This window comes from Streptomyces sp. NPDC039424 (assembly GCF_055639495.1).
The window spans coordinates 454,792-479,574 of the sequence record NZ_JBVKAI010000001.1 but is presented as its reverse complement, the minus strand read 5'-3'; the positions used below and the strand labels follow the sequence as shown (position 1 = coordinate 479,574).

At 73.0% G+C, this 24,783-nt stretch carries 23 protein-coding genes; 12 read left to right on the top strand and 11 right to left on the bottom strand.

Annotated features, from left to right (window positions below):
* The first annotated feature begins 31 nt into the window (after positions 1-31).
* Positions 32-688, top strand: coding sequence for a histidine phosphatase family protein (locus ACZ7L0_RS02225; protein ID WP_471240477.1), 657 nt, complete (start codon positions 32-34; stop codon positions 686-688).
* Positions 689-730: 42 nt separating this feature from the next.
* On the top strand, positions 731-2,350 hold the full coding sequence (locus tag ACZ7L0_RS02220; protein ID WP_471240476.1) for an ABC-F family ATP-binding cassette domain-containing protein: 1,620 nt from the start codon (positions 731-733) through the stop codon (positions 2,348-2,350).
* 43 nt (positions 2,351-2,393) lie between these two features.
* Here the strand turns inward: ACZ7L0_RS02220 and ACZ7L0_RS02215 are convergent, their stop codons facing one another.
* Positions 2,394-3,509, bottom strand: coding sequence for a baeRF2 domain-containing protein (locus ACZ7L0_RS02215; RefSeq protein WP_471240475.1), 1,116 nt, complete (start codon positions 3,507-3,509; stop codon positions 2,394-2,396).
* Positions 3,510-3,566: 57 nt separating this feature from the next.
* On the opposite strand from ACZ7L0_RS02215, the gene ACZ7L0_RS02210 reads away from it, so the two are divergent.
* Positions 3,567-3,854, top strand: a complete 288-nt coding sequence (locus ACZ7L0_RS02210) for a DUF6158 family protein (RefSeq protein WP_471240474.1) — start codon at positions 3,567-3,569, stop codon at positions 3,852-3,854.
* Between the two features lie 54 nt (positions 3,855-3,908).
* On the opposite strand, the gene ACZ7L0_RS02205 is transcribed toward ACZ7L0_RS02210, so the two are convergent.
* The 5 genes from ACZ7L0_RS02205 to ACZ7L0_RS02185 all read right to left on the bottom strand — a co-directional run bounded on the left by ACZ7L0_RS02205 (position 3,909) and on the right by ACZ7L0_RS02185 (position 9,523).
* Positions 3,909-6,014 (bottom strand): catalase, encoded by a 2,106-nt coding sequence (locus ACZ7L0_RS02205; RefSeq protein WP_471240473.1) that lies wholly within the window; start codon positions 6,012-6,014, stop codon positions 3,909-3,911.
* Positions 6,014-6,556 (bottom strand): type 1 glutamine amidotransferase domain-containing protein, encoded by a 543-nt coding sequence (locus ACZ7L0_RS02200; RefSeq protein ID WP_471240472.1) that lies wholly within the window; start codon positions 6,554-6,556, stop codon positions 6,014-6,016. Before ACZ7L0_RS02200 ends, ACZ7L0_RS02205 begins: the two co-directional genes overlap by 1 nt.
* On the bottom strand, positions 6,528-7,256 hold the full coding sequence (locus tag ACZ7L0_RS02195) for a diguanylate cyclase (RefSeq protein WP_471240471.1): 729 nt from the start codon (positions 7,254-7,256) through the stop codon (positions 6,528-6,530). Before ACZ7L0_RS02195 ends, ACZ7L0_RS02200 begins: the two co-directional genes overlap by 29 nt.
* Entirely contained in the window at positions 7,253-7,627 is a 375-nt protein-coding gene (locus ACZ7L0_RS02190) for a DUF2795 domain-containing protein (RefSeq protein WP_471240470.1), read from the bottom strand. The genes ACZ7L0_RS02195 and ACZ7L0_RS02190 overlap by 4 nt, the downstream gene beginning before the upstream one ends.
* Before the next feature lie 87 nt (positions 7,628-7,714).
* Positions 7,715-9,523 (bottom strand): thiamine pyrophosphate-requiring protein, encoded by a 1,809-nt coding sequence (locus ACZ7L0_RS02185; protein WP_471240469.1) that lies wholly within the window; start codon positions 9,521-9,523, stop codon positions 7,715-7,717.
* A 284-nt stretch (positions 9,524-9,807) separates the two neighbouring features.
* Here ACZ7L0_RS02185 and ACZ7L0_RS02180 point away from each other — a divergent pair, with 284 nt between their 5' ends.
* From ACZ7L0_RS02180 to ACZ7L0_RS02165, 4 genes are all read left to right on the top strand, one after another.
* On the top strand, positions 9,808-10,602 hold the full coding sequence (locus ACZ7L0_RS02180; protein WP_471240468.1) for an RNA polymerase sigma factor SigF: 795 nt from the start codon (positions 9,808-9,810) through the stop codon (positions 10,600-10,602).
* Positions 10,603-10,786: 184 nt separating this feature from the next.
* Entirely contained in the window at positions 10,787-11,629 is an 843-nt protein-coding gene (locus tag ACZ7L0_RS02175; protein ID WP_471240467.1) for a hypothetical protein, read from the top strand.
* An 87-nt stretch (positions 11,630-11,716) separates the two neighbouring features.
* A complete protein-coding gene (locus tag ACZ7L0_RS02170; protein WP_471240466.1) occupies positions 11,717-13,069 on the top strand; it encodes an aminotransferase class I/II-fold pyridoxal phosphate-dependent enzyme in 1,353 nt (450 codons plus the stop codon).
* Entirely contained in the window at positions 13,066-14,151 is a 1,086-nt protein-coding gene (locus ACZ7L0_RS02165; protein ID WP_471240465.1) for an MBL fold metallo-hydrolase, read from the top strand. Before ACZ7L0_RS02170 ends, ACZ7L0_RS02165 begins: the two co-directional genes overlap by 4 nt.
* Here ACZ7L0_RS02165 and ACZ7L0_RS02160 read toward each other — a convergent pair.
* Positions 14,141-14,767, bottom strand: a complete 627-nt coding sequence (locus ACZ7L0_RS02160) for a DedA family protein (protein WP_471240464.1) — start codon at positions 14,765-14,767, stop codon at positions 14,141-14,143. The two genes, ACZ7L0_RS02165 and ACZ7L0_RS02160, sit on opposite strands and share 11 nt — an antisense overlap.
* Positions 14,764-15,537 carry an MBL fold metallo-hydrolase gene (locus ACZ7L0_RS02155; RefSeq protein ID WP_471240463.1) on the bottom strand — a complete coding sequence of 258 codons (774 nt, stop codon included), beginning with the start codon at positions 15,535-15,537 and terminating at the stop codon, positions 14,764-14,766. Before ACZ7L0_RS02155 ends, ACZ7L0_RS02160 begins: the two co-directional genes overlap by 4 nt.
* An 85-nt stretch (positions 15,538-15,622) precedes the next feature.
* Here ACZ7L0_RS02155 and ACZ7L0_RS02150 point away from each other — a divergent pair, with 85 nt between their 5' ends.
* The 4 genes from ACZ7L0_RS02150 to dnaK all read left to right on the top strand — a co-directional run bounded on the left by ACZ7L0_RS02150 (position 15,623) and on the right by dnaK (position 20,810).
* Positions 15,623-16,054 carry a hypothetical protein gene (locus ACZ7L0_RS02150; RefSeq protein ID WP_471240462.1) on the top strand — a complete coding sequence of 144 codons (432 nt, stop codon included), beginning with the start codon at positions 15,623-15,625 and terminating at the stop codon, positions 16,052-16,054.
* 102 nt (positions 16,055-16,156) lie between these two features.
* The gene (locus tag ACZ7L0_RS02145; RefSeq protein WP_471240461.1) at positions 16,157-18,250 is read left to right on the top strand and encodes a phage holin family protein; all 2,094 of its coding nucleotides are present in this window, start codon (positions 16,157-16,159) and stop codon (positions 18,248-18,250) included.
* 114 nt (positions 18,251-18,364) lie between these two features.
* Entirely contained in the window at positions 18,365-18,790 is a 426-nt protein-coding gene (locus ACZ7L0_RS02140) for an OsmC family protein (protein WP_471240460.1), read from the top strand.
* A 148-nt stretch (positions 18,791-18,938) separates the two neighbouring features.
* A complete protein-coding gene (gene dnaK / locus ACZ7L0_RS02135) occupies positions 18,939-20,810 on the top strand; it encodes a molecular chaperone DnaK (RefSeq protein ID WP_471240459.1) in 1,872 nt (623 codons plus the stop codon).
* A gap of 32 nt (positions 20,811-20,842) precedes the next feature.
* On the opposite strand, the gene ACZ7L0_RS02130 is transcribed toward dnaK, so the two are convergent.
* The 3 genes from ACZ7L0_RS02130 to ACZ7L0_RS02120 form a co-directional block, all read right to left on the bottom strand.
* The gene (locus tag ACZ7L0_RS02130) at positions 20,843-21,658 is read right to left on the bottom strand and encodes an SAM-dependent methyltransferase (RefSeq protein WP_471240458.1); all 816 of its coding nucleotides are present in this window, start codon (positions 21,656-21,658) and stop codon (positions 20,843-20,845) included.
* Positions 21,659-21,770: 112 nt separating this feature from the next.
* The gene (locus tag ACZ7L0_RS02125) at positions 21,771-22,634 is read right to left on the bottom strand and encodes a helix-turn-helix domain-containing protein (RefSeq protein ID WP_471240457.1); all 864 of its coding nucleotides are present in this window, start codon (positions 22,632-22,634) and stop codon (positions 21,771-21,773) included.
* Between the two features lie 100 nt (positions 22,635-22,734).
* On the bottom strand, positions 22,735-23,613 hold the full coding sequence (locus tag ACZ7L0_RS02120) for a helix-turn-helix domain-containing protein (protein WP_471240456.1): 879 nt from the start codon (positions 23,611-23,613) through the stop codon (positions 22,735-22,737).
* Positions 23,614-23,642: 29 nt separating this feature from the next.
* On the opposite strand from ACZ7L0_RS02120, the gene ACZ7L0_RS02115 reads away from it, so the two are divergent.
* Positions 23,643-24,746 carry an ADP-ribosylglycohydrolase family protein gene (locus ACZ7L0_RS02115; protein WP_471240455.1) on the top strand — a complete coding sequence of 368 codons (1,104 nt, stop codon included), beginning with the start codon at positions 23,643-23,645 and terminating at the stop codon, positions 24,744-24,746.
* Positions 24,747-24,783 lie beyond the last annotated feature (37 nt).

Genomic DNA, 24,783 nt, shown 5'->3' with positions numbered 1-24,783 from the left:
CCCGAGGCTGTCCGACGGGGAAGGAACCCGTATGCGCCTGCTCCTCGTCCGGCACGGCCAGACCCCGTCCAACGTCGGTTTCCTGCTGGACACGGCCGCCCCCGGCCCGGGGCTGACAGAGCTCGGCGAGCGACAGGCCGCCGCCCTCCCCGAGGCCCTCGCGGGTGAGGACATCGAGGCCGTCTACGCCTCCACCCTGATCCGCGCCCAGCTCACGGCCGCCCCGCTGGCCGCCGCCCGCGGCCTGGAGGTGAACGTCCGCGACGGCATCCGCGAGGTGTCCGCGGGCGACCTGGAGATGCTGCCCGGCCACTCGGCACGGGGCGAGCTGTACATGCGCACGGTGTTCGCGTGGGCGGCCGGTGACACCGCGCTGCGCATGCCCGGCGGGGAGAGCGGCACCGAGGCGCTGGCCCGCTACGACGCCGTCGTCGCCGAGGCCGCGGACAGCGGCGCCTCCACGGTCGCCCTGGTCAGCCACGGCGCGGCCATCCGCATGTGGACCGCCGCCCGCGCCGGCAACGTCGAGGTGCCCTTCGCCGCCGCCCGCCCCTTGGACAACACCGGCGTGGTGATCCTGGAGGGCTCGCCCTCCGACGGCTTCAAGGCGCTGTCCTGGCAGGGCACCCTGGTGGCCCCCGCCGGGGAGAGCGGGCCGGCCGGGCAGCCGCTGGACGCGACCGGATAAGCGTTTGCCCCAGGTCGGGGGAGCCCCGGAGAATGCCACCCCATGGGACACCTGGAAGCCGCGCACCTCGAGTACCACCTCCCCGACGGGAGGACCCTGCTCGGCGACGTGTCCTTCCGGGTCGGCGAAGGCGCCGCCGTCGCCCTGGTCGGCCCCAACGGCGCCGGCAAGACCACCCTGCTCCGCCTGATCTCCGGGGAGCTCAAGCCCCACGGGGGCACGGTCACCGTCAGCGGCGGCCTCGGCGTGATGCGCCAGTTCGTCGGCTCCGTACGGGACGAGACGACCGTACGCGACCTGCTCGTCTCCGTCGCACCGCCCCGCATCCGCGAGGCCGCGAAGGCGGTCGACGAGGCCGAGCACGCCGTCATGACCGTCGACGACGAGGCCGCCCAGCTGGCGTACGCGCAGGCCCTCGCCGACTGGGCGGAGGCGCGCGGCTACGAGGCCGAGACACTGTGGGACATGTGCACCACGGCCGCGCTCGGCGTCCCCTACGAACAGGCCCAGTGGCGGCAGGTGCGCACCCTGTCCGGCGGCGAGCAGAAGCGGCTGGTCCTCGAGGCGCTGCTGCGCGGCACCGACGAGGTGCTGCTGCTGGACGAGCCGGACAACTACCTGGACGTGCCCGGCAAGCGCTGGCTGGAGGAGCGGCTGAAGGAGACCCGCAAGACCGTCCTGTTCGTCTCCCACGACCGCGAACTCCTCGCCCGCGCCGCCGAGAAGATCGTCTCCGTCGAGCCCGGCCCGGCCGGCGCCGACGCCTGGGTGCACGGCGGCGGCTTCGCCACCTACCACGAGGCCCGCCGCGAACGCTTCGCCCGCTTCGAGGAACTGCGCCGCCGCTGGGACGAGAAGCACGCCCAGCTGAAGAAGCTGGTCCTGAACCTCCGTCAGGCCGCCTCGGTCAGCCACGAACTGGCCTCCCGCTACCAGGCGGCGCAGACCAGGCTGCGCAAGTTCGAGGAGGCCGGACCGCCGCCCGAGCCGCCGCGCGAGCAGGACATCCGCATGCGCCTGAAGGGCGGCCGCACCGGCGTACGGGCCGTCACCTGCGCGGGCCTGGAACTGACCGGCCTGATGAAACCGTTCGACCTGGAGGTCTTCTACGGCGAACGGGTCGCCGTCCTCGGCTCCAACGGATCCGGCAAGTCGCACTTCCTGCGTCTGCTCGCCGGCGACGAGGTGGCGCACACGGGAGCGTGGAAGCTGGGCGCGCGGGTGGTGCCCGGGCACTTCGCGCAGACCCACGCCCATCCGGAGCTGGAGGGCCGCACACTGCTCGACATCCTGTGGAAGGAGCACTCCCAGGACCGGGGCGCGGCCATGTCCCGGCTGCGCCGCTACGAGCTGACCCAGCAGGCCGAGCAGCCCTTCGAGAAGCTCTCCGGCGGCCAGCAGGCCCGCTTCCAGATCCTTCTGCTGGAACTGGAGGGTGTCACGGCCCTGCTCCTGGACGAGCCGACCGACAACCTCGACCTGGAGTCCGCCGAAGCCCTCCAGGAGGGCCTGGAGGCCTTCGAGGGCACGGTCCTCGCGGTCACCCACGACCGCTGGTTCGCCCGCTCCTTCGACCGCTACCTGGTCTTCGGCAGCGACGGCCGGGTGCGTGAGACGTCCGAGCCGGTGTGGGACGAGCGCAGGGTGGAGCGGGCCCGGTAGCCCCGCGGTGGGACTACCGGGCCCGCTCCGGCTCAGACGGTCCTCACTTCCAGCGCAGCAGCGCGCCCAGGCCGCCCGCCGGGGTGTCGTCCCCCGTGTCCCGGAGCACCGCCGCCAACGACAGCGCGGCGGCGTCCGTGGCCACGGCGGAGCGGATCAGCGCGTCGTCGGCGCGCACGGACCAGGAGTGCTGCTCGCCGAGGATCTGCAGCTCGGTGCGGCGCACCGCCAGCTGGTCCGGATCCTCCCCGATCCACACCTCGCGGTGCGCGTCGGGGCCGTCCGGCCTGAGCAGCAGCTCCTCGATCCGGTGCTCCCGGGCCGCCTCCACCAGCGCGGGCACGCCCTCGACGGCGCCGACGCGGCCCTCGTCGTCCTGGGAGCGGGCGGCCCGGAACCGGTCCAGCCGAGCCGCGAGCCCACGCCGCACGTGCTCGGCGCGCACCTGCTCCACCTCGTCGTCCAGCAGCCTGCTGCCGGTGCCGTGCGCGGACTCCACCACCCGGTCGTGCAGCCGCTTGGGCAGCCGCTCGCGCACCTCGCGCCGCTCCCGCTCGTCACCGACCAGGATCAGCAGGTCCGCCCGGGTCTCGTCCTGGCAGACGGCGAGCGCGTCGGCGATCTCGGCCGCGTTGTGCTCCCAGGTGTTCTCCACCTTCAGCTGGAAGTGCCGCTCGGACCAGTCGGCGCTGCTGGTGCGGTGGACCGGCCACTGCCGGCCCACGACCGCGCCCGCCTTCTGCCGTCCCAGCGAGCTGCGCAGCTCGAAGTCGGCGCCGCGGCGATCGACGTAGGCGACGATCGCCACCGGGTGCTCACCCGCCAGATCCAGCAGCGGGGTCACGCGGGGCAGCGGGGCCCACGTGGCGTGGCTGCCCGGCGGGGTGTGCGCCAGCACCGGGTCGAGCACGACCTCCCCGCCCCGCGCGAACAGGGACCGCCCGTACGGGTCGGGGGAGTGGCGCAACTCCTCGACCGCCTCCTGCACCGCCCGGCACGTGGCGTCGTCCGCGCCCTGCTCCCCCAGGTCCCGGGCCATCGCCTGGGCCGTCAGGTGCAGCTGGTGCGGTGTGTCCTCCGCGTGCCTGGAGGTGTCGACGTACACGGAGGCCCAGGGGCCGGAATGTTCGTACAGTGGATGCAGAAAGGCGAGATCCATGGCTCCCTCCCGGATGCCGCTCGGGGGTAGTGCGTGCCGGGCGGGTACCCGTACCGCATGAACGAACACGACGAGCGGGACATCACGATGACCGGAGTCGACGCCAGCCGCCTGGACGACCAGCAGCTGATGAAAGAGCTGGAGACGATCCACCGCACACGTCACGACACGCTCCTGTACGGCTCGAACGACGCGCTGCGGGCCCACAACGAGCGCATGGCCCAGCTGGAGGGCGAGTACCTGCGCCGCAACCCGCGCCGGCTGGTGGCCGCGGGCCGCACCCGGGAGGGCGCCCGAGAACGGAGCTGCGCCGAGACGGCGGCGCCCGACGGCTCCGGTACATGACGACGCGGGGGCTCCCCGGACGGGAAGCCCCCAAGAGTGCCGGCCGGTGCGCCGTCAGCAGTGCAGCGGTGGCCTGCCCCAGTGCCGGTGGGCGGATACGGCGGCCACGAACGCCTCGGCGAAGTCCGCGTGCGCGGCGCCCGGGGCGGTGTCCGTGACCACGCCTTGGTCGCTGACCACGTGGTGGAACTCGGTCGACAGCCTCAGACCCTCCGGTTCCAGTGCCGACAGGATCCCGACGCCCGAGCCCAGTGCCCCGATCGCCTTGCCGTGCCGGTAGGCGGAGCGGACGAAGCGCATCGCGTCCGGGTCCGCGATGACCGCCGGGGTGCCGGTGGGGCCGCCGGGGAGCAGGACGGCGTCGTACAGGACGGAGGCGACCGTGGGCAGAGCGCGGTCGACTGTATACGATCGACCGTCGATTCCCGTCACCGTGCCCTCCGTCGCCGACAGCGCCTCCACGATCGCCCCCTCGGCCGCCAGCACCTCCCGCACCGACGCCAGCTGCTCGGCGTCCACGCCGTCGGTGACCAGCACCGCGATCTGCCGCGTGCGGATCGAACCGTCGCCGCGCAGCGCCTCCAGGCTGAGCGCGGGCGAGACCTGCTTGGCCCCCGCCGCCTCGACGGCCGACGGCTCGGGCACCCCGATACCGCTCGCCACCTGCGCCGCCAGCTCGGTGTCCACCCTGGCCAGCTGCTCGACCGTACGCGCCCGCACCGTCCGCGCGTCCACCTTGCCCAGCTCGAACCGGAACGCCGCCACGATGTGCTGCCGCTCCCAGTCGGTCATGCTGTGCCAGAACAGCGCGGCCTGACTGTAGTGGTCCTGGAAGCTCGGACTGCGCCGCCGGATCGTCGCGCCGTCCACGCGCTCGGTGTAGTGCGTGAACGCCGCCCCGCCGGCCCCGGCGTGCGCCGGGCAGCCGCCGCCGAGGGAGTTCGGGAAGTAGTTCGTGCCCCGGTGGATCGCGCCCTGGTGGTAGCCGTCGCGGTGGTTGGTGCGCACCGGCGCCACCGGCCGGTTCACCGGTATCTGGGTGAAGTTGGGGCCGCCCAGCCGGATCAGCTGCGTGTCCAGGTAGGAGAAGTTCCTGGCCTGCAGCAGCGGGTCGTTGGTGAAGTCGATGCCCGGAACCACGTTGGCCGTGTGGAAGGCGACCTGCTCGGTCTCGGCGAAGAAGTTCTCCGGGTTGCGGTTCAGCACCATACGGCCGATCGGCCGCACCGGCACCTGCTCCTCCGGGATGACCTTCGTGGCGTCCAGCAGATCGAAGTCGAACGCGAACTCGTCCTCCTCCGGCACCAGTTGGACACCCAGCTCCCACTCCGGGTACTCACCCGCCTCGATCGCGTCCCACAGGTCGCGCCGGTTGAAGTCCGGGTCGCGGCCCTGGCACTCCTGCGCCTCGTCCCACACCAGCGAATGCACACCCAGCTTCGGCTTCCAGTGGAACTTCACGAACGTGCCGCGCCCCTCGGCGTTCACGAACCGGAAGGTGTGCACGCCGAAGCCCTGCATCATCCGGTAGCTGCGCGGGATCGCCCGGTCCGACATCAGCCACATGATCGCGTGCAGCGTCTCCGGCTGCAGCGACACGAAGTCCCACAGGGTGTCGTGCGCGGACGCGCCGGTGGGGATGTCGTTGTGCGGCTCCGGCTTCACCGCGTGCACGAAGTCCGGGAACTTGATGCCGTCCTGGATGAAGAAGACCGGGAAGTTGTTCCCCACCAGGTCGTAATTGCCCTCGGACGTATAGAACTTCGTGGCGAAACCGCGCACGTCGCGCACCGTGTCCGCCGAACCCTTGGGGCCCTGCACGGTGGAGAACCGCACGAACACCGGCGTCCGCACGGACGGGTCCTGCAAGAACGCCGCCCGCGTGAACGGTGCGCAGGACTCGTACGGTTCGAAGAAGCCGTACGCGCCCGCGCCCCGCGCGTGCACCACCCGCTCCGGGATCCGCTCGTGGTCGAAGTGGGTGAGCTTCTCCCGGAAGTGGAAGTCCTCCATCAGCGTCGGCCCGCGCTCGCCGACGGTCAGCGAGTCGTCGGTGTGGTCGACGCCGACACCCTGGTCGGTGGTGAGCGGACCCGCCGCCGGGTCGTCGGCGTGGAACGCCTCGCGCTGCTCCTGTTTGCGGTCGGCAGGTGTGCCCATCAGCCGGCCTCCCCAGCGAACACGTGCAGGAACGCGTCGCAGAACGCCTTCAGGTCGTCCGGCTTGCGGCTGGTGACCAGCTGGTTGGAGCCGTGGTCGCAGATCTTCACCTGCTCGTCCACCCAGGTGCCGCCCGCGTTGCGGATGTCCGTCGCGAGGCTCGGCCACGAGGTCAGCACCCGGCCCCGTACGACGTCCGCCTCGACCAGCGTCCACGGGGCGTGGCAGATCGCGGCGACCGGACGGCCCCCGTCGAAGAAGCCCTTCACGAACGCGACGGCCTTCTTGTCCATCCTGAGGAAGTCCGGATTGGCCACCCCGCCCGGCAGGACCAGCGCCCCGAACGAGCCGGCCGACGTCTCGCCCACCACCTCGTCCACGTCGAACGTGTCCGCCTTGTCCAGATGGTCGAAAGCCTGCACCTTCCCCGGCTTCGTCGACACCAGCACCGGTTCGTGCCCGGCGTCCGAGGCCGCCTTCCACGGCTCGGTCAGTTCGACCTGCTCGACGCCCTCAGGTGCCACCAGAAACGCGATACGCATGATCGTCATGGTCCTTTCCACGTTCGAAAGACGTCCGGGAGACGTCTCGGCGTCCGTCCGTCGCACCCCACCGGGCGCTGTCCCGCGCGCGCTTCCGCCTCGCCCTGGCCGCCCGCCGGCAGCGCAGCAGCTCCTCGCCGTACGGCAGGAGCACGCACGCGCCGATCGCCACGCCGATGCCCGCCAGATAGCCGGGCGACAAGGGGCGCCGGCGCGGCACCAGGCGCCACGCGTCCGGGTCGCCCCGGCCGCCGCGCAGCAACGACCGCACCTGGTCGGCGTGCAGACACATCAGGGCACTCAGCCCGGCGAACGGCAGCGACTCCAGGAAACTGTGGATGTGCTGCTCGACCGGCTTGACCTCGCGGTCGCTGCCGACCGCCGTCCGCACGTCCCACAGCGCCGTCGCCTCGTGCACGGCGGCCGCGCCCAGCTGCACCGTCAGCAGCAGCGGATTCACCTCGTAGCGCAGGGTCAGCGCGATGGGCAGACCCACCTCCGCCATCATCAGCGAATGGATCAGGGACTCCTTGGTCCCGGCCGTGTCCTCGATCCGGGTGCGCCGGTGCATCACCCAGTCCGCCACACCCGGCACGAACCAGCCGGGCAGCAGCCCGTACAGCAGATACCGGGTGGTGGCGTCACCGACGTCCACGGTGACGCCCGCCGCGGCGATCTCCGCGGCCCTGTCCCGGCTCATCCGCGGCCCACCAGCGCCTCGGCCAGCTCCTGCACGGTGGTGTAGCGGGTCTGGCGCGGCAGCCGCGCCACCGCCTCGATCAGGGCGTCCGGCGCGTTCTTGCGTCGCAGGCCCCGGGCCAGGTCGGCCGGATGCGCCGGGAACGCGCTGCGCCCCAGGATCCGGGCCAGCTCGAACCGGACCGTCTCCAGCGTTCCGGAGCGTCCCGGCGCGACCGGACCGCCCCAGATCTCCGGATCGTCCTCGGCGGTCGGCTCCGGGTCGTGCCACTCCTCGGTGCGCGTGGGGTGCCCGGACCGGAGCAGGCCCTGGAGTTCGTGCTTCATCTCGTCGTCCCGGTGAACGCTCAGCCGGTCACTGCCTCGCTGCATGTCTCCCTCCAGATCTTCGGGGTCTGCCCCGCGTACCCGAGCACCGGACGCCGACACGGGATCGGGGGGACGGAAACGAGCCGCCCTCTACTCCCCGTGCCGCCCCGGCAGGAACTCCTGCACCTTCGCCTTCAGCCCCTGCTTGATCACCGACCCGCGGTCCGCGTCGCCCTTGAGGATCGAGGCCGCCGTCGCCTCCATCTGCTCCCAGGTGGCGTGCGGCGGAATCGGCGGCACCGCCGGATCGGTGAGGAACTCGATCACCGAGGGCCCGTCCGCCTCCAGCGCCGCGCGCCAGCCCGCCTCGACGTCCTCCGGCTTCTCCACCCGGATCCCGGTCAGCCCCAGGGAGCGGGCGAACGCCGCGTACTGCACGTCCGGCAGCGCCTGCGAGGGCAGGAAGGACGGGGCGCCCTCCATCGCGCGCATCTCCCAGGTGACCTGGTTGAGGTCGTGGTTGTTCCACACCGCGAACACCAGCCGCGGATCCGTCCACCGGTCCTGGTACTTCGCGGCGGTGATCACCTCGGCCAGCCCGTTCATCTGCATGGCGCCGTCCCCGACCAGCGCGAACACCGGCCGGTCCGGATGCGCGAACTTCGCGCCGATCGCGTACGGCACACCGGCGCCCATCGTCGCCAGCGTCCCGGACAGCGAGCCGCGCATGCCCGGCCGCATGGTGATGTGCCGCGCGTACCAGTTGGCCACCGAACCCGAGTCCGAGGTGATGATCGAGTTGTCCGGCAGCAGCGGGTCCAGCGCCCGCGCCACGTACTCCGGGTTGATCGGGTCGGCGGACAGCTGCGCCCGCCGCTCCATCGTCTCGTGCCAGCGCCGCACGTTCGCGCACACGGTGTCGAACCACTCGCGGTCCTGGGGGCGGCCGTCGCGGTCGGCCTCCAGCAGCGCGATCAGCCGCCGCAGGGTCGCCTTGGCGTCGCCGACGAGGTTCACCTCGTACGGGTAGCGCATCCCGACCATGTGCGGGTCGATGTCGATCTGCACCCCCCGCGCCTTGCCGAACTCCGGCAGGAACTGCGTGTACGGGAAGGACGAACCGATGGTCAGCAGCGTGTCGCAGTCCCGCATCAGCTCGTACGACGCACGCGTGCCCAGCAGGCCGATCGAACCGGTGACGTACGGCAGTTCGTCACTGAGCGCGTCCTTGCCCAGCAGCGCCTTGGCGACGCCCGCGCCGAGCAGCTCCGCGATCCGCTCCACCTCCGCCGCCGCGCCGGCGGCACCCTGGCCGATCAGGATGGCCGGCTTGTCCCCGGCGTTCAGGACGTCCACGGCCCTGCGCAGCGCGTCGTCGGCCGGGGTCGAGGTCCAGTCGCTCAGGCCCAGGCTGGAGGGCACCATCTTGAACTCGTGCGTGGGTGCCGAGTAGTCCAGTTCCTGCACGTCACCGGGGATGATGACGGCCGTCGGACTGCGCCGGGCGTACGCGGTGCGGATCGCCCGGTCCAGTACGTTCGGCAGCTGTTCGGGGACGGTGACCGTCTCCAGGAAGTCCGACGCGACGTCCTTGAACAGCGAGTGCAGGTCCACCTCCTGCTGATAGGAGCCGCCCATCGCGGTCCGGTGCGTCTGGCCGACGATCGCCAGCACCGGCACATGGTCCAGCTTGGCGTCGTACAGGCCGTTGAGCAGGTGGATGGCGCCGGGACCGGAGGTTGCCGCGCACACCCCGAGACGGCCGGAGAACTTGGCGTAGCCGACCGCCTGGAAGGCGGACATCTCCTCGTGCCGGGACTGGATGAATCGCGGCTGGTCCTCGGCCCGTCCCCAGGCCGCGAGCAGGCCGTTGATACCGTCGCCGGGATAGCCGAAGACCTGCTCCACGCCCCATGCGCGCAGCCGCGCCAGGACGTGGTCGGACACCTTGGTGCTCATGGAGTGAACCTCCCGGTGATGGGGGAAACGGACGATCCGGTCAGCCCGTTCCGAGTGACCGCCCCGGCATGCGGAAAACCTGCGGGGCCGCCCCCGGGCCCCGCGGTCGGGAAAGCGGGTGTTTGCCCCCGGCGGCCGGGGGCAGGCGCACGGGCACAGTGCTTCGGACAGGAGGCACACGTCCGTGGGAGCGGCGAGTCGTCGCCACGGGTGCCTCTGTCCGGACCGGATGCGCTCCCACGGTGACCCTCGAACCCAGCACTCCAGGGGAGTTGCTACGCACCATGCCGAACCGAGCGAGCACGAAGCACCACCCCCACGACGACGCCCCCGACACCGCGGACGCCTTCCGCCGCCTCGCCGCCCTCCCCCCGGGAGCCGAACGCGACGCGCTGCGCGACAAGGTCGTCGAGGCCTGGCTGCCCATGGCCGAACGGCTCGCCGGCCGTTTCCGCAGCCGCGGCGAGAGCTACGAGGACCTGCGCCAGGTCGCCGCCCTCGGCCTGGTCAAGGCCGTCGACCGGTACGACCCCGAACGCGGCAACGCCTTCGAGAGCTACGCCGTGCCCACCGTCACCGGCGAGATCAAGCGGCACTTCCGCGACCACATGTGGACCCTGCACGTGCCCCGCCGGATCCAGGACCTGCGCAACCGGGTCCGGTTCGCCTCCCAGGACCTCTCCCAGACCACGCCCGGCCGCCGGCCCACCGCCGCGGAGATCGCCGAGCACGCCGGCCTGAGCGAGGAGGACGTGCGGGCCGGCCTGGAGGCGCTGGAGAGCTTCACCGCGCTGTCCCTGGACGCGGAACTGCCCGGCAGCGAGGACGGCTACTCGCTCAGCGACGCGCTCGGCGCCCCCGACCCCGCGCTCGACACCGTCGTCGACCGCGAGGCGGTCAAGCCCCGGCTCGCGGCACTGCCCGAGCGCGAACGGGCCATCCTCTACATGCGGTTCTTCGGCGACATGACCCAGAGCCGGATCGCCGAACAGATGGGCATCTCGCAGATGCACGTCTCCCGGCTGATCAGCCGCTGCTGCGACCGGCTGCGCGAGCAGGTGATGAGGGACGTGGCGTAGGACCCGTCCCGTCAAGCCCTCCCGCGGCGCAAACCCGGCCGGCCGCCGGATCACCCGATAGGCCCTGCGGTGTCCCGCCAATGGGGTCCGGCCGCGCGCGGCGCGGGGTGCGGCGGGCTGTGATGGCAGACGAGGGGCGCGTACCCCGCGCCCGACGCAGCCGTCGTTCCGAGGAGCCCGCCCCATGCGCCGCACCGCACGCGCCCTGTCCGTCGCCGCCCTGGCCGCGGCCGCGTCCGCCATCGCGCCGGTCGCGTACGCGGACCCCGCGGCGCAGCTCCGCCCGGGCACCGTCCAGCCCGGCCGAGCCGTCACCGTCTCCGAGCCCTGCGGCGCCGCCGGCGTCACCCCCGGCGCCCCCGGCGACACCGGCCCGGGCGCCGCGCGGACCGTCGACGGCGCGTGTCCGACGGCCACCGGTGGCGAAGGCGAGCCGGGGAGCGCGAAGTTCACGGTGCCGGGCGGGACGGACGGGAGCGGGACGGGCCGGAGCGGGATCGGCGACATCGGGAAGGTCGACGGCGGGGCGGGCGAGGTCGGAAAGGTTCAGGGCGGGGCGGGCGAGGTTGGGAAGGATCAGGGCGGGCTCGACGGGACTGGGCAGGGCGACGCCGGGAAGTCGGACGTCGGGCAGTTCGACGTCGGGCAGTTCGACGTCGGGCAGGACGAGGCCGCTGGGGAGTGTGCGGGGTCGCAGTTCTGTGTGGGCGGGAAGGACGGAGGCGTCGGTGCGGACGCGGGCGGGACAGACGGGACAGGCGGGACCGGGACGGGACAGGCCGGCCGGGACGAGGCCGGCCGGGAGTGCGCCGGGTCGCAGGCTTGCGCGGGCGCGAAGGAGGACGGCGGCCACGTCTGCGCCGACTCCCACGCCGCCCCCTCCTGCGCCCCGGCCACCGTCCAGCGCGGCGCACACGCGGGGGAGGGCGGCACCTTCGACGGATCCGTCCCCGCGCTGGTCGCCGGCGCGGTGCTGATCGCGACGGCGGGCGCGGGCGCCGTGTACCGGATGCGAAGGCGCACCTGACGGGTACCCGGGGCCCTGGACCCGGACGGTCCCCGGAGAGACACCGGGACTACAGGACACGGCACCACGGACTGCGCGGAGGCGGACATGCGGCGGACGGACCCGGAAGGCCACGGCCCCGTCCGTCACGGCACGCACGGCCACCGCCCCGCGCACCAGGGCTCCACCGGCCGGCCCCCTGAAGCCCACACCCCTGAAGCCCACACCCCCGAAGGCCACGGCCCGGTCCGCTTCGGCCCGCCCCCGCCCGGCGACGGACTGCCCGTGCTGCCCGAACTCTCCGCCGTACTCGCCGCCGCCGCGAACCGCGCCGACGGCCAGCCGGCCGGCGGCGGCCCGGCGCTGCTGGACGCGGCGTGCGGCTACTGGTCGCGTCGCGGACTGCCCACCGAAGCCGGCCACGTGGCGGCCGGCCCCGGCGCCCCCTCGCTGCTGCTCGCGCTGACCGCCGCGCTCGGCGGCGACATCCTCGTGCCCCGCCCCTGCGCCGCCTGGTGGGCCCCGTACGCCCGCCTCCTGGGGAGGCCCGCCTTCCACGTCGCCACCCCCGCCGAATCCGGCGGCGTCCCCGACCCCTACGCCCTCCTGGAGACCGTACGCCGCGTCCGCGCCGAAGGCGGCGACCCCCGCCTGCTGGTGCTCTCCGTCGCCGACGACCCGACCGCCACCGTCGCACCCCCCGAACTGCTGCACGAGACCCTCGAGGCCGCCACCGGCGAGGGGCTGCACCTGGTCAGCGACGAGACCTGGCGCGACACCCTGCACGCCCCGCACGGCACGGTGCTGCTCAGCCCGGCCGAGATGCTGCCCGACCACGTCACCGTCGTCACCGACCTGGCCGGATCCCTGCTGCCGCCCGGCTGGCCCGCCGCCGTCGCCCGCTTCCCCGCCTCCGACGCCGGAACAGGGCTCCACGCGCGCGTGCTCGACGTCCTCACCGCACTCGGGGCGAGCGTCGCCGAACCGGTCGCGGCCGCCGCCGGGTACGCGCTCGGTGAACCCGAGCCCGTCACCGTACGCCGCGCCGCCGCCGTACGCCTGCACGCGCGCGTGGCCGCCGCCGCACACACCGCCGTCACCGCCGCGGGCGCCCTGGCCCGGCCGCCCCAGGCCGGCCGGCACCTGTACGCCGACCTCGAACCGCTGCGCGCCGCGCTCGGCGCCCACGGCGTCGGCGACGCGCAGGAACTGGAGGACTTCCTCACCGCCCGGCTCGGCATGCCCGCACCCGGCGGCCACCGCTTCGGCGACGACCTCGGGGCGCTGCGCGTGCGGCTGGCCACCGGACCGCTGCTGGGCGGCACGGACGAGGAACGCACGGAATGCCTCACGTCACCCGAACCGTTGGAACTGCCACACGTGCAACGCGCGTTGATCTCCTTGAGGTCGGTCTTCGACGATCTCCGCGACGACGCCCAGCGATGGGAGCCTCCTCGATGACGCAGCAGTCCGAGTCGACCACCACCCAGGCCACCCCCACCCCAACACCGGAAGCCGACGAACCGACGGCCACGTCACCCCTCGCACCCCCCTGCCCGCCGCTCGCCCCACCCCGCCCCCTGGGCGAGCCCCGCGTCTGGCCGCGGACCTTCCACGACCGGCTGACCGCCCCGCTGCCCGGCCTCAAGTCCCTCGCCCGCTTCGCCCGCGAGGGCGCCGTACGCCCAGGCAAGGAGGGTCTCGCCGACATCCCCCGCCTGCCCTACGCCCCCGCCCCGCTGCCCCGCGTCGACGCCCGCACCGTCGCCGTCACCTGGGCCGGCCACGCCAGCTGGGTGGTGCACATAGGCGGGCTGACCGTCCTGACCGACCCCGTCTGGTCCCGCCGGATCCTCGGCACCCCCGCCCGCATCACCCCCGTGGGCGTCGACTGGGACGCCCTGGGACACGTCGACGCCGTCGTCATCAGCCACAACCACTACGACCACCTGGACGCCCCCACCCTGCGCAGACTCCCGCGCGACACCCCGGTGTTCGTCCCCGCCGGCCTCGGCGCCTGGTTCCGCCGCCGCCGGTTCACCACCATCACCGAACTGGACTGGTGGGAGGCGGCCGAACTGTCCGGCGTCCGCTTCGACTTCGTCCCCGCCCACCACTGGTCCAAGCGCACCCTCACCGACACCTGCCACAGCCTGTGGGGCGGCTGGGTCCTCACCGACCCCGACGGACAGCGCGTCTACTTCGCCGGCGACACCGGCTACGGTCACTGGTTCTCCCGCATCGGCCGCCGCTACCCCGGCATCGACCTCGCCCTGCTGCCCATCGGCGCCTACGACCCGCGCTGGTGGCTCAGCGACGTCCACTGCGACCCGGAGGAGGCGGTCCGCGCCGCCCGCGACCTCGGCGCCCGCCGCATGGCCCCCATGCACTGGGGCGCGTTCGTCCTCTCGGCGGAGCCGGTCCTGGAACCGCTCACCCGCGTACGCGCCGCCTGGGCGAAGGCGGGGCTGGACCGGGAGGACCTGTGGGACCTGCCGGTGGGAGGTTCACGGGTGCTGCCCCAGGGCTCCCTCACGCCTTGACGGCCCGGCGGGCCCGGCGCCACATGCTCGGCGCCGTGCTGACCAGCACGGTCAGCGCGACCGCCGCGACCACGCCCTCCCACGGGCGGGGAAACAGCGACCCGCCCAGAATCCCGATCACCTGATACGTCGCCGCCCACGCCAGGCACGCCGGCAGATTGCCCCGCGCGAACCGTCTGAGCGGCCACTCGGCCATCAGACAGGCCAGCATCACCGGTATCCGCCCCGCCGGCACCAGCCGGGACAGCACCAGCACCGCCACATTGTGCTCGGCGAGCTTCTCCTGCGCCTGCGCCAGCCGTTCCTCCGGCGCCCGCGCCCGGATCGCCGCCAGCCACCGCGACCCGTTCTTCGACCCCATACCGCGCCGCCCCAGCCAGTACAGCGTCGCGTCCCCCAGGAACGCCGCCAGCGACGCCGTCAGGAACACCAGGAGCAGCGAGAACGGCGCCGTCTGATGGAAGGCCACCACCGCCGCCGTACTCACCAGCGCCCCCGTCGGCACCACCGGCACCAGCGCCCCGATCAGCACCAGCAGGAACAGCGACGGATACCCGAACGCCTGCTGGGCCGACGCGGCCGGTACGAGGGTCACCGCGGCGGCGAGCCGTATCACCGGGCGACCTCCAGGCGCACGCTCTCCCCGTGCCCGAGCCGGTGCACCGCCACCTCCGGCGCGTGCGCCGCCGCCAGCCGCACGAACTCGTCGCCCGGCGCGTGGAACTCGTGCGGGCGCACCGCGTCCATGCCGATCGGCCAGTACGTCCCGTAGTGCACCGGCACCGCACTGCGCGGCGCCAGCCGGGCCAGCGCCCGCGCCGCCCGCCCCGCGTCCAGATGCCCCTCCCCGAGATACGGCCCCCAGCCGCCCACCGGCAGCAGCGCCACCTCCACCGGCCCGACCTCCTCGGCCATCGACTCGAACAGGCCCGTGTCCCCGGCGAAGTACGTCCGCGCCTCACCCTCCACGACATACCCGAGCGCGGGGGAGCGGTGCGGACCGACCGGCAGCCGCCGCCCGTCGTGCAGCGCCGACACCACCCGCACCACCAGCGGGCCCACCTCGACCAGGTCCCCGGGAACCACCTCCGTGATCCGCAGACCGCCGAGTCGGCGCAGCCCCGGCACCGCCCGGGGCGCGCCCCGCGGCACGAGCAGACGCGTACCCGGGGCGAGCCGCGCCAGCGACGGCACATGCAGGTGGTCGGCGTGCAGATGCGACACCAGCGCCACATCCGCGTGCCAGGCCCCCGGCGGAGGCAGCGCCCCCCGGCGGCGCCGCAGATGCGCGAGCCGGCGGGCGAACAGAGGATCGGTCAGCACTCGTGCGCCCGAATCCTCGACCGTGCAAGTGGCGTGACCCCACCAGGTGATCTCCACCGGCACCTTGTTTGCCTCCTTCGCACGACTCCCCCGAAGCCTACGGGCAGGAGTAGGGTCGGCGGCGAAACCCGGAGGTGAGGGGGACGCCATGGGACAGATACGGGGCGCCTTTGGCAGGGCCGCGCTGGTACGGGTCACCGCGATCGCCAGCCTGACCCCCCTGGAGGAACTGGAGATCGACCCCTTCCTCGTGGACTCCCGCAGCCAGCACGCCATGTGCGCCCGCTGGGCCGCCGAGCACGGCTACGTCGTCACCCGCGAACTCCTCGTACGACGGCTGCGCCACGACCACTGCGCGCTCTGGGACGGCGTCCGCCCCGGACTCGACGTGTTCGTCGCCCCCAGCCACCGCGTCCTCGAGTCCGCGCTGTCCTCCGTCGAGGACTTCACCGCCGAGTGCGCCCGGCGCCAGGTCCGCGTCGAGACCGTCGGACGGGCCGAGCCGCGCTACGACGCGCAGATGAAGGCACACGTACACCGCAGACTGTCGATGCCCACCGCCGGATACGACGGACGGTAGCCGCACATCCCGCCGTGCCCGCACAACCCGCCGTGCCCGCACCCCGTATGACAGGGTGGGGGCGTGAACGCCCGCGGCGGCCGCGGGCCCGGGACGTGAGGGGTGCGCGGCGTGCGTGGCGGGCGGTGGCGGCGGATCGCCAGTCAGATCGGGCGGAGCATCACCGTGTGGGCGGTCTCCACCGCCACCATGCTCGTCCTCGCCGGCCTGCTGCCCGACTTCCGGCTGCAGTCCGCCGACGACGACAGCGCCACCCGCATCGGCGTCACCGCCGCCCTCGGCGCCGGCGCCTTCGGTCTCCTGTCGGCCGTCGTCTGGCCCCTCCTCGTACGCCTGCTGCTCCTCGTCCCCGCCCTCGTCCTCGGCCTGCTGGTCTTCTTCCTCAACGGCTCACTGCTGCTGCTCGCGCTGCGCATCAACCCCTCCGGCGACAGCGAGGCCGCACCCGAGACCGCCGTCATCGTCGCCGCCGTGATGTCCGCCGTCGCCTCCGCCACCGGCGCCGCCCTCACCGTCCGCGACGACGACGCCTACCGGCGCAGGCTCTACCGGCTCGCCGACCGCCGCCGCGGAGCACACCCCCCGTGCCCGGCCGCCCCCGGCACCGTCTTCGTCCAACTCGACGGCGTGGGCCACGACGTCCTCACCGACGCCGCCACCAAGGGCCTCATGCCCACCGTCGGCCGCTGGCTCGCCGCCGGCGACGGCGCACGGCCCACCCACCGGCTCACCCCCTGGCGCACCGACTGGTCCAGCCAGACCGGCGCCAGCCAGCTCGGCATACTGCACGGCAGCGCTTTCGACATCCCCGCCTTCCGCTGGTACGAGAAGGACAGGGACGAGGTGATGGTATGCAATCGCCCGACCAGCGCCGCCGAACTGCAGCGCCGCGCGATATCGCATACAGGCGACGGCGGACTGCTCACCGTCGACGGCGCCAGCCGCGGCAACCTCTTCAGCGGCGGCGCCGAGGAACAGGCCCTCGTCCTGTCCATCGCCACCCGCCGCCGCGGCCGCGAGAACCGCTCCCGGGCCGGCTACTTCGCCTACTTCTCCGACCCGGCCAACGCCGTACGCACCGCCCTGTCCTTCACCGCGGAGGTCGCCCGCGAGATAGGCCAGTCCACCCGCGCCCGCATCGCCAGACAGCGCCCCCGCGTCGGACGCGGCGGCCTCTACCCCCTCGTCCGGGCCTTCGCCACCGTCGTCGAACGCGACGTCGTCGTCGCCGCCGTCACGGGCGACATGCTCGCCGGCCGCACCGCCGTCTACGCCGACCTGGTCGCCTACGACGAGGTCGCCCACCACTCCGGGCCGCGCAGCCGGGACGCCCAGCAGGTCCTGGCCCGCCTCGACCGCTCCCTCGCCCTGATCGAGAACGTCGCCGAACACGCCCCCCGCCCCTACCGGATCGTCGTCCTGTCCGACCACGGGCAGAGCCCCGGCGAAACCTTCCGCTCCCGCTACGGCCTCACCCTCGCCGACCTGGTCCGCGCCGGCTGCGGACTGCCCGTCCCGCGCAAGGCCGAACGCACCCACAGCGGCGCCGAGGCCCGCGCCGCCGTACGCGCCGCCCTGCGCCGCCCGGTCGAGGAACGCGGCGAACGCCACCGCCCCGCCCCCCACACCGAGCCGATCGTGCTCGCCTCCGGCAACCTCGGCCTGATCTCCTTCCCCGAGGTCCCCCACCGCATGACCAAGGAGGAGATCGACGCCCGCCACCCCGCGCTGCTCGCCACCCTCGCCAACCACCCCGGCATCGGCTTCCTGCTGGTGCGCAGCGCCGAGCACGACGGCGTGGTGCTCGGCGCGCACGGCGCCGAGATCCCCCTCGCCCGGCTCGACGACGACCCCGGCCCACTGGCCGTCTTCGGCCCCGGCGCCGCCGACGCCGTCCGCCGCACCCACTCCTTCCCGCACACCGCCGACATCATGGTCAACTCCTTCCACGACCCCGCCGACGGCGAAGTCCTCGCCTTCGAGGAGCAGATCGGCTCCCACGGCGGCCTCGGCGGCGCCCAGGCCCGCCCCTTCCTGCTGTCCCCCCTCGACCTGTCCCCGCCCGTCGGTGACGGGGAGGAGCTGGCCGGCGCCGAGCATGTGCACCGCGTCCTGCGCCGCTGGCTGAGCGAGTCGAACGGGCCCGAGGTACCGGTCGCGGACACCGAGACGGAGCGGGACCGGAGGGCCGCCTGAGCGCCGCTCGCCGTTCACCCGGGGTGAACGGTTCCTGCGGGTGCGGCCCGCCGGAATGTGATCGGATGGGGGCGACGGAACCCGGACCCGGGCCCCCACGCGAAAGGACACACCGTGGCAACCACGCGCACCGCACACACCGTCTGGGAAGGCAACCTGCTCGAGGGCAACGGCGTCGTCACCTTCGACTCCTCCGGCATCGGCCAGCAGCCGGTGTCGTGGCCGTCGCGCGCCGAGCAGGCGAACGGCAAGACCAGCCCCGAGGAGCTGATCGCCGCCGCCCACTCCAGCTGCTTCTCCATGGCCCTGTCGCACGGCCTCGCCGGCGCGGGCACCCCGCCCACCAAGCTCGTCACCTCGGCCGACGTCACCTTCCAGCCGGGTGAGGGCATCACCGGCATCCACCTGACCGTCGAGGGCAGCGTCCCCGGCCTCGACAACGACGCGTTCGTCGCCGCCGCCGAGGACGCCAAGAAGAACTGCCCCGTGAGCCAGGCCCTCACCGGCACCACCATCACCCTCTCGGCGAAGCTCGCCTGACCTTCGTCCCCCGGTGCCGCGCCCATGATCGACAGGGCGCGGCACCGTCTCGTCCGGCCCCGCCGGGGTACCCGCCATTGACAACGGCCCGGTCGGGTTCTGTGCTGGGAGTGCGAGGCGCCGGCGCCCTGGCGGAAGGGGACCAGAGATGGCACACGCGGTCGGGATCGATCTCGGGACGACGAACTCGGTGGTGGCCGTCCTGGAAGGCGGCGAGCCCACCGTCGTCGCCAACGCCGAAGGGGCGAGGACCACCCCGTCGGTGGTCGCTTTCGCCAAGAACGGCGAGGTACTGGTCGGTGAGGTCGCCAAACGGCAGGCCGTCACCAACGTCGAGCGCACCGCCCGCTCGGTGAAACGGCACATGGGCGACGCGCACTGGCGCTTTCCCGAGCAGGGCTCCGTCGACGGCACCCGCTACCGCGCCCAGGAACTGTCGGCGCGGGTGCTGCAGAAGCTGAAGCGGGACGCGGAGGCCTACCTCGGCGAGGACGTCACCGACGCGGTGATCACCGTACCCGCGTACTTCGACGACGCCCAGCGGCAGGCCACCAAGGAGGCCGGCGAGATCGCGGGCCTGAAGGTCTTGAGGATCATCAACGAGCCGACCGCCGCCGCCCTCGCCTACGGCCTCGACCGGGGCGAGGAGCAGACCGTCCTCGTCTTCGACCTCGGCGGCGGCACCTTCGACGTCTCCCTGCTGGAGATCGGCGACGGGGTCATCGAGGTGAAGGCCACCAACGGCGACACCCACCTCGGCGGCGACGACTGGGACCAGCGGATCGTCGAACACCTCGCGAAGCGCTTCAAGGGGCAGTACGGCATCGACCTCACCGGCGACAAGATGGCCGTGCAGCGGCTGCGCGAGGCCGCCGAGAAAGCCAAGATCGAACTGTCCTCCTCGTCCGAGACCAGCATCAACCTGCCCTACATCACCGCCTCCGCCGAGGGCCCGTTGCACCTGGAGGAGAAACTGACGCGGGCTCAGTTCCAGGAGCTGACCGCCGACCTGCTCGACCGCTGCAAGACCCCCTTCCACCAGGCGGTCCGGGACGCCGGCATCCAGCTCCCCGCGATCGACCACGTCATCCTCGTCGGCGGCTCCACCCGGATGCCCGCCGTCACCGACCTGGTGAAGGAACTCACCGGAAAGGACCCGCACAAGGGCGTCAACCCCGACGAGGTGGTCGCGGTCGGCGCGGCCCTCCAGGCGGGCGTCATCCGCGGCGACGTCAAGGACGTCCTCCTCCTCGACGTCACCCCGCTGTCCCTCGGCATCGAGACCAAGGGCGGCATCATGACCAAGCTGATCGAACGCAACACCACGATCCCCACCCGCCGTTCGGAGATCTTCACCACCGCCACCGACAACCAGCCCTCGGTCGGCATCCAGGTCTACCAGGGCGAACGCGAGATCGCCGCCTACAACAAGAAGCTCGGCGTCTTCGACCTCACCGGCCTGCCGCCCGCCCCGCGCGGCGTCCCGCAGATCGAGGTCGCCTTCGACATCGACGCCAACGGGATCATGCACGTCTCCGCCAAGGACCTGGCGACCGGCCGCGAACAGAAGATGACCGTGACCGGCGGCTCGGCCCTGCCCAAGGAGGACATCGACCGCATGATGCGGGACGCCGAACAGTACGCCGAGGAGGACCGCAACCGCCGCGAGGCCGCCGAGACCCGCAACCAGGCCGAACAACTCGTCTACCAGACGGAGAAGTTCCTCCGGGACAACGAGGACAAAGTGCCCGCCGACACCAGGAGCGAGGTCGAGACGGCGGCCACCGAACTCAAGACCCTGCTGGAACAGAACGCCGACACGGCCGCCCTGCGCACCGGCGTGGAGAAACTCGCCTCCGTCAGCCAGAAGATGGGCCAGGCCATGTACGCCCAGGCCCAGTCCCAGCCCACCGCGGGCGACGGCCCCGGCGAGGAACGGGAACGCGGCGGGTCCGACGACGGCGTGGTGGACGCGGAGATCGTCGACGACGACAAGAACGCCAAGGGCGGAGCGGCCTAGGCGGCGGCCGCTCCGGCCGGGACCCGCGACCCTCAGGGCTTGCGGGCCACCCCCGCGTACACGGGCACGATGCCCTCCGCCTGGGCCGCCACGTCCTCGGGATCCGGTCGCCAGCCGGTGACCGGGATGACCCCGGGACCCAGCAGCTCCAGCCCCTCGAAGAAACGGGAGAACTCGGCGAGAGAACGCGGATAGAACGGGGTGCCGTTGCGGCGGAAGAGACCGGCGGCCTTCTCGATGGCCTCCGGGTTCAGGTCGGGGGTGACCTGGGAGAGGATCAGATAGCTGCCCGGGGCGAGGGCGTCGGCGTACCGCTTGAGCAGACCGTGCACGTCGTCCCCGTCGGCGGCGTCACCGAGGTAGTGCGTCAGCGCCACCATCGACAGCGCCACGGGCCGGGAGAAGTCCAGGGACTCGGTGGCCAGCCGCAGGATGGTGTCGGGGTCGCGGACGTCCGCGTGCACATAGTCGGTGCTGCCCTCGGCGGAGCCGTGCAGCAGCGCCTCGGCGTGCCGCAGCACGATCGGGTCGTTGTCCGCGTACACGACCCTGGACTCGGGAGCCACCCCCTGAGCCACCTGGTGCAGATTCGGCTCGGTGGGGATGCCGGTACCGATGTCGAGGAACTGCCGTACCCCCGCCCCGGCGACCACGCGGGTCGCCCGCTGCATGAACCGGCGGTTGGCGCGCGCCCCGCGCACCACGGTGCCGTCCACGGCGAGGATCTTCCGCGCCAGTTCCTCGTCCACCGGGTAGTTGTCCTTGCCGCCCAGCCACCAGTCGTACACACGGGCCGGATGGGGCCGGCTGGTGTCGATGAAGGGGGAGACGGCATCGGATCCGGTCATGCGGGGTGTGCTCCTCGGTGTGAGTCGGTGTGAGTCGGTGTGAGTCGGCGCCGATCGGCGTGCGTCGGCGTGGGGCTGTGCGAATCGGAGGGCGCGCGGTCAAGGTGCCCGGTCAGTACATCTCGCGGCACTCCCGCAGGATCTTCCGGGTGCGCTGCGCCGACGCGGCGCGCGCCGTCATATGGTCCAGGACCTCCAGATGCGCGGAGACCTCCTTGCGGGAGTCCAGATACAGGGCCCCCGTCAGGTACTCGGTGTAGACCATGTCCGGCAGCTCCGGTTCGGCGAAACGGAACAGCGAGAACGGCGCGTACGTCCCCGGGTGCGGCCCTTTCACGAACTCGGCGACCTGAACCGTGACCCGGTCCCGCTCGGCGTACTCCAGCAGCTTGTCCAACTGGACGCGCATCACCTCGGCGCGCACGCTCACCGGCCGCCGCAGCACCGTCTCGTCCATGATCACCCACAGGTGCGGCGGATCCTCCCGCTCCAGCAGCCGCTGCCGGGCCATCCGCAGGGACACATGCCGCTCGATCGTGTCCGGCCCCGTCTGCCCGATCGTCCCCGCCTCCATCACCGACCGCGCGTACTCCTCCGTCTGCAGCAGACCGGGCACGAAGTGCGGCTCGTAGGAGCGGATGATCCGCGCGGCGCCCTCCAGGCTCACATACAGGCTGAACCAGTCCGGCAGCACATCGTGGAACCGCTGCCACCAGCCCGGCTGATTGGCCTCCTCGGCCAGCGTCACGAACGCGGCCGCCTCCTCCTCGGGCACCCCGTACGTCGCGAGCAGCACCTGCACGTAGGGAATCTTCAGCGCGACCTCGGCCATCTCCATCCGCCGCACGGTCGCGGACGCCACCCGCAGCACCCGGGCGGCCTCGTCCCGCCCCAGCCCCGCCGCCTCCCGCAACTCCTGCAACCGCTTGCCGAGCACCACCTGGCCCACGGTCGGCGCGGCCCGCCGCTCACTCACGCCACGTCCTCCCCTACGCGCCGAAGCATGCGAGCAGTGTGACACGCGAGGCCGCCCGGCACACCTGGCCGGGATGGTGCGGGCAGCACACCCGGGTTGATCAACCCACCAGCGAACGCAGGTACTTGGCCGTCGCCGGATCCGCCGGCAGGAACGTCTCGATCGCCAACTCGGCGACCGTCACGTCCATCGGAGTGTTGAAGGTCGAGATCGACGACACGAAGGACAGGATCCGGCCCTCGTGCTCGATCCGCATCGGCAGCGCGAAGTACGCGACCGGCTCCCCGGATTCCTCCTCCGGCACCTCGTCCGGAACCGGGTACGCGGCCACCTCCTCGTACAGCGCGCGCAATGCGTCCGAGCGGTGCAGCGCGATCTGCCGCTCCATCTGCGCCAGCAGATGCCCGCGCCACTCCCGCAGGTTGAGGATGCGCGGCGCCAGACCCTCCGGGTGCAGCGTCAGCCGCATCGCGTTCGGCGACGGCGCCAGCAACGCCTGAGGAACCCCCTCCAGCAGCATCGCGATGCCCCGGTTGGCCGCCACCACCGTGTACGTCGCGTCGACCACCAGCGCCGGATACGGCTCGTACCCCCCGATCAGCCGCTCCATACCGTCCCGCAGCGCCTCCAGCCCCGGGTCGTCCAAGGGCGTTTCCGGATAGTGCGGGGCGTAACCGGCCGCCAGCAGCAGCGCGTTGCGCTCCCGCACCGGCACCTCCAGATGCTCGGCCAGCCGCAGCACCATCTCCTCGCTCGGCCGCGACCGGCCCGTCTCGATGAAGCTGATGTGCCGGGCGGAGGAGTCGGCACGCAGCGCCAGGTCCAGCTGACTGACCCGCCGCCGCTCCCGCCAGGCCCTCAGCAGCGGGCCGACACCCTTGTCGGCGGCGGGCAGGGCGGAGGCTCTGGCGGCGGACCCCGCGGCGGACCCGGCGGGGGCCCCGGCCGGGACGGCGGGCCTGGAGGACACAATGGTCATACGGACGACCGTAGTCGAGGAGTGTGCGCATGAACGAGCCCTGGAAGCAGTCCTGGGAGGCCACGGCCGTGTACCGGGCCAGAGTCCGCGGCTGCCTCCTCGGCGGAGCACTCGGCGACGCCCTCGGCTATCCCGTCGAGTTCAGCTCCCTCGCCGCCATCCGCGCCGCCCACGGCCCACGCGGCGCGAGAGGGCTCGTCCCCGACTCCGACGGCGTCACCGGCCGCATCAGCGACGACACCCAGATGACCCTCTTCACCGTCGAGGGCATCCGGCAGGCCGTGGAACGCGAACGCCTCAAGGTCATCGGCGGCGGCCTGCCCCGCCTGCTGCGCTGGGCCTACGAACGCTGGCTCGAGACCCAGCTGAGGCCCGGCCCCGAGGCGAGCGACACCGCCCGGCCCACGGGCGGCTCGTACGAGGGCCCGCGCGGCGGCCTCGTCACCGAACCCTGGCTGTACGCCCGCCGCGCCCCCGGCAACGCCTGCCTGTCCGGACTCGCCCAGGACCACGTGCCCCCGCCCGGGTCCGAACTCGGCCCGCCCGGCCCCGTCAACCCCGACTCCAAGGGCTGCGGCGCCGTCATGCGCTCGGCACCCTTCGGGCTCACCGGCACCGACGCCGACAGCGCCTTCGGCCTCGCCGCCCGCTGCGCCCAGATGACCCACGGCCACCCCACCGGCTACTACGCGGCCGGCGCGCTCGCCGCCATCGTGACCCACCTCGTGGCCGGGGACTCCGTCGAGGGCGCCGTCCTGCGCACCCTGCGCCTGCTCGCCCGCCACCCCGGCCACGAGGAGACCACCGCCGCCCTGAACCACGCCCTCGACCTCGCCGCCGCCGGGGACGCCACCCCCGAGAGGCTGGAGACACTCGGCGCGGGCTGGATCGCCGAGGAAGCCCTCGCCATCGGCGTCTACAGCGCCCTCGCCACCCACCGCGTCGAGGACGCCCTGCTGCTCGCCGTCAACCACTCGGGCGACAGCGACTCCACGGGCTCCATCTGCGGCAACATCCTCGGCGCCCGCCACGGCGACCACGGGCTGCCGCACGCGTGGCTGGAGCAGGTGGAGGGCAGGGCCCGGATCGCGGCGCTGGCGGACGATCTGGCGGCGGAGTGTGCTCGCCGGTAGCCGGTAGCCGGTAGCCGGTAGCCGGTAGCCGGTAGCC

Excerpts from the sequence above, each read along its gene's own strand:
- ACZ7L0_RS02225 (WP_471240477.1), top strand. The coding sequence starts at position 32 with ATGCGCCTGCTCCTCGTCCGGCACGGCCAGACCCCGTCCAACGTCGGT.
- ACZ7L0_RS02220 (WP_471240476.1), top strand. The coding sequence starts at position 731 with ATGGGACACCTGGAAGCCGCGCACCTCGAGTACCACCTCCCCGACGGG.
- ACZ7L0_RS02215 (WP_471240475.1), bottom strand. The coding sequence starts at position 3,509 with ATGGATCTCGCCTTTCTGCATCCACTGTACGAACATTCCGGCCCCTGG.
- ACZ7L0_RS02210 (WP_471240474.1), top strand. The coding sequence starts at position 3,567 with ATGAACGAACACGACGAGCGGGACATCACGATGACCGGAGTCGACGCC.
- ACZ7L0_RS02205 (WP_471240473.1), bottom strand. The coding sequence starts at position 6,014 with ATGGGCACACCTGCCGACCGCAAACAGGAGCAGCGCGAGGCGTTCCAC.
- ACZ7L0_RS02200 (WP_471240472.1), bottom strand. The coding sequence starts at position 6,556 with ATGCGTATCGCGTTTCTGGTGGCACCTGAGGGCGTCGAGCAGGTCGAA.
- ACZ7L0_RS02195 (WP_471240471.1), bottom strand. The coding sequence starts at position 7,256 with ATGAGCCGGGACAGGGCCGCGGAGATCGCCGCGGCGGGCGTCACCGTG.
- ACZ7L0_RS02190 (WP_471240470.1), bottom strand. The coding sequence starts at position 7,627 with ATGCAGCGAGGCAGTGACCGGCTGAGCGTTCACCGGGACGACGAGATG.
- ACZ7L0_RS02185 (WP_471240469.1), bottom strand. The coding sequence starts at position 9,523 with ATGAGCACCAAGGTGTCCGACCACGTCCTGGCGCGGCTGCGCGCATGG.
- ACZ7L0_RS02180 (WP_471240468.1), top strand. The coding sequence starts at position 9,808 with ATGCCGAACCGAGCGAGCACGAAGCACCACCCCCACGACGACGCCCCC.
- ACZ7L0_RS02175 (WP_471240467.1), top strand. The coding sequence starts at position 10,787 with ATGCGCCGCACCGCACGCGCCCTGTCCGTCGCCGCCCTGGCCGCGGCC.
- ACZ7L0_RS02170 (WP_471240466.1), top strand. The coding sequence starts at position 11,717 with ATGCGGCGGACGGACCCGGAAGGCCACGGCCCCGTCCGTCACGGCACG.
- ACZ7L0_RS02165 (WP_471240465.1), top strand. The coding sequence starts at position 13,066 with ATGACGCAGCAGTCCGAGTCGACCACCACCCAGGCCACCCCCACCCCA.
- ACZ7L0_RS02150 (WP_471240462.1), top strand. The coding sequence starts at position 15,623 with ATGGGACAGATACGGGGCGCCTTTGGCAGGGCCGCGCTGGTACGGGTC.
- dnaK (WP_471240459.1), top strand. The coding sequence starts at position 18,939 with ATGGCACACGCGGTCGGGATCGATCTCGGGACGACGAACTCGGTGGTG.
- ACZ7L0_RS02130 (WP_471240458.1), bottom strand. The coding sequence starts at position 21,658 with ATGACCGGATCCGATGCCGTCTCCCCCTTCATCGACACCAGCCGGCCC.
- ACZ7L0_RS02120 (WP_471240456.1), bottom strand. The coding sequence starts at position 23,613 with ATGACCATTGTGTCCTCCAGGCCCGCCGTCCCGGCCGGGGCCCCCGCC.
- ACZ7L0_RS02115 (WP_471240455.1), top strand. The coding sequence starts at position 23,643 with ATGAACGAGCCCTGGAAGCAGTCCTGGGAGGCCACGGCCGTGTACCGG.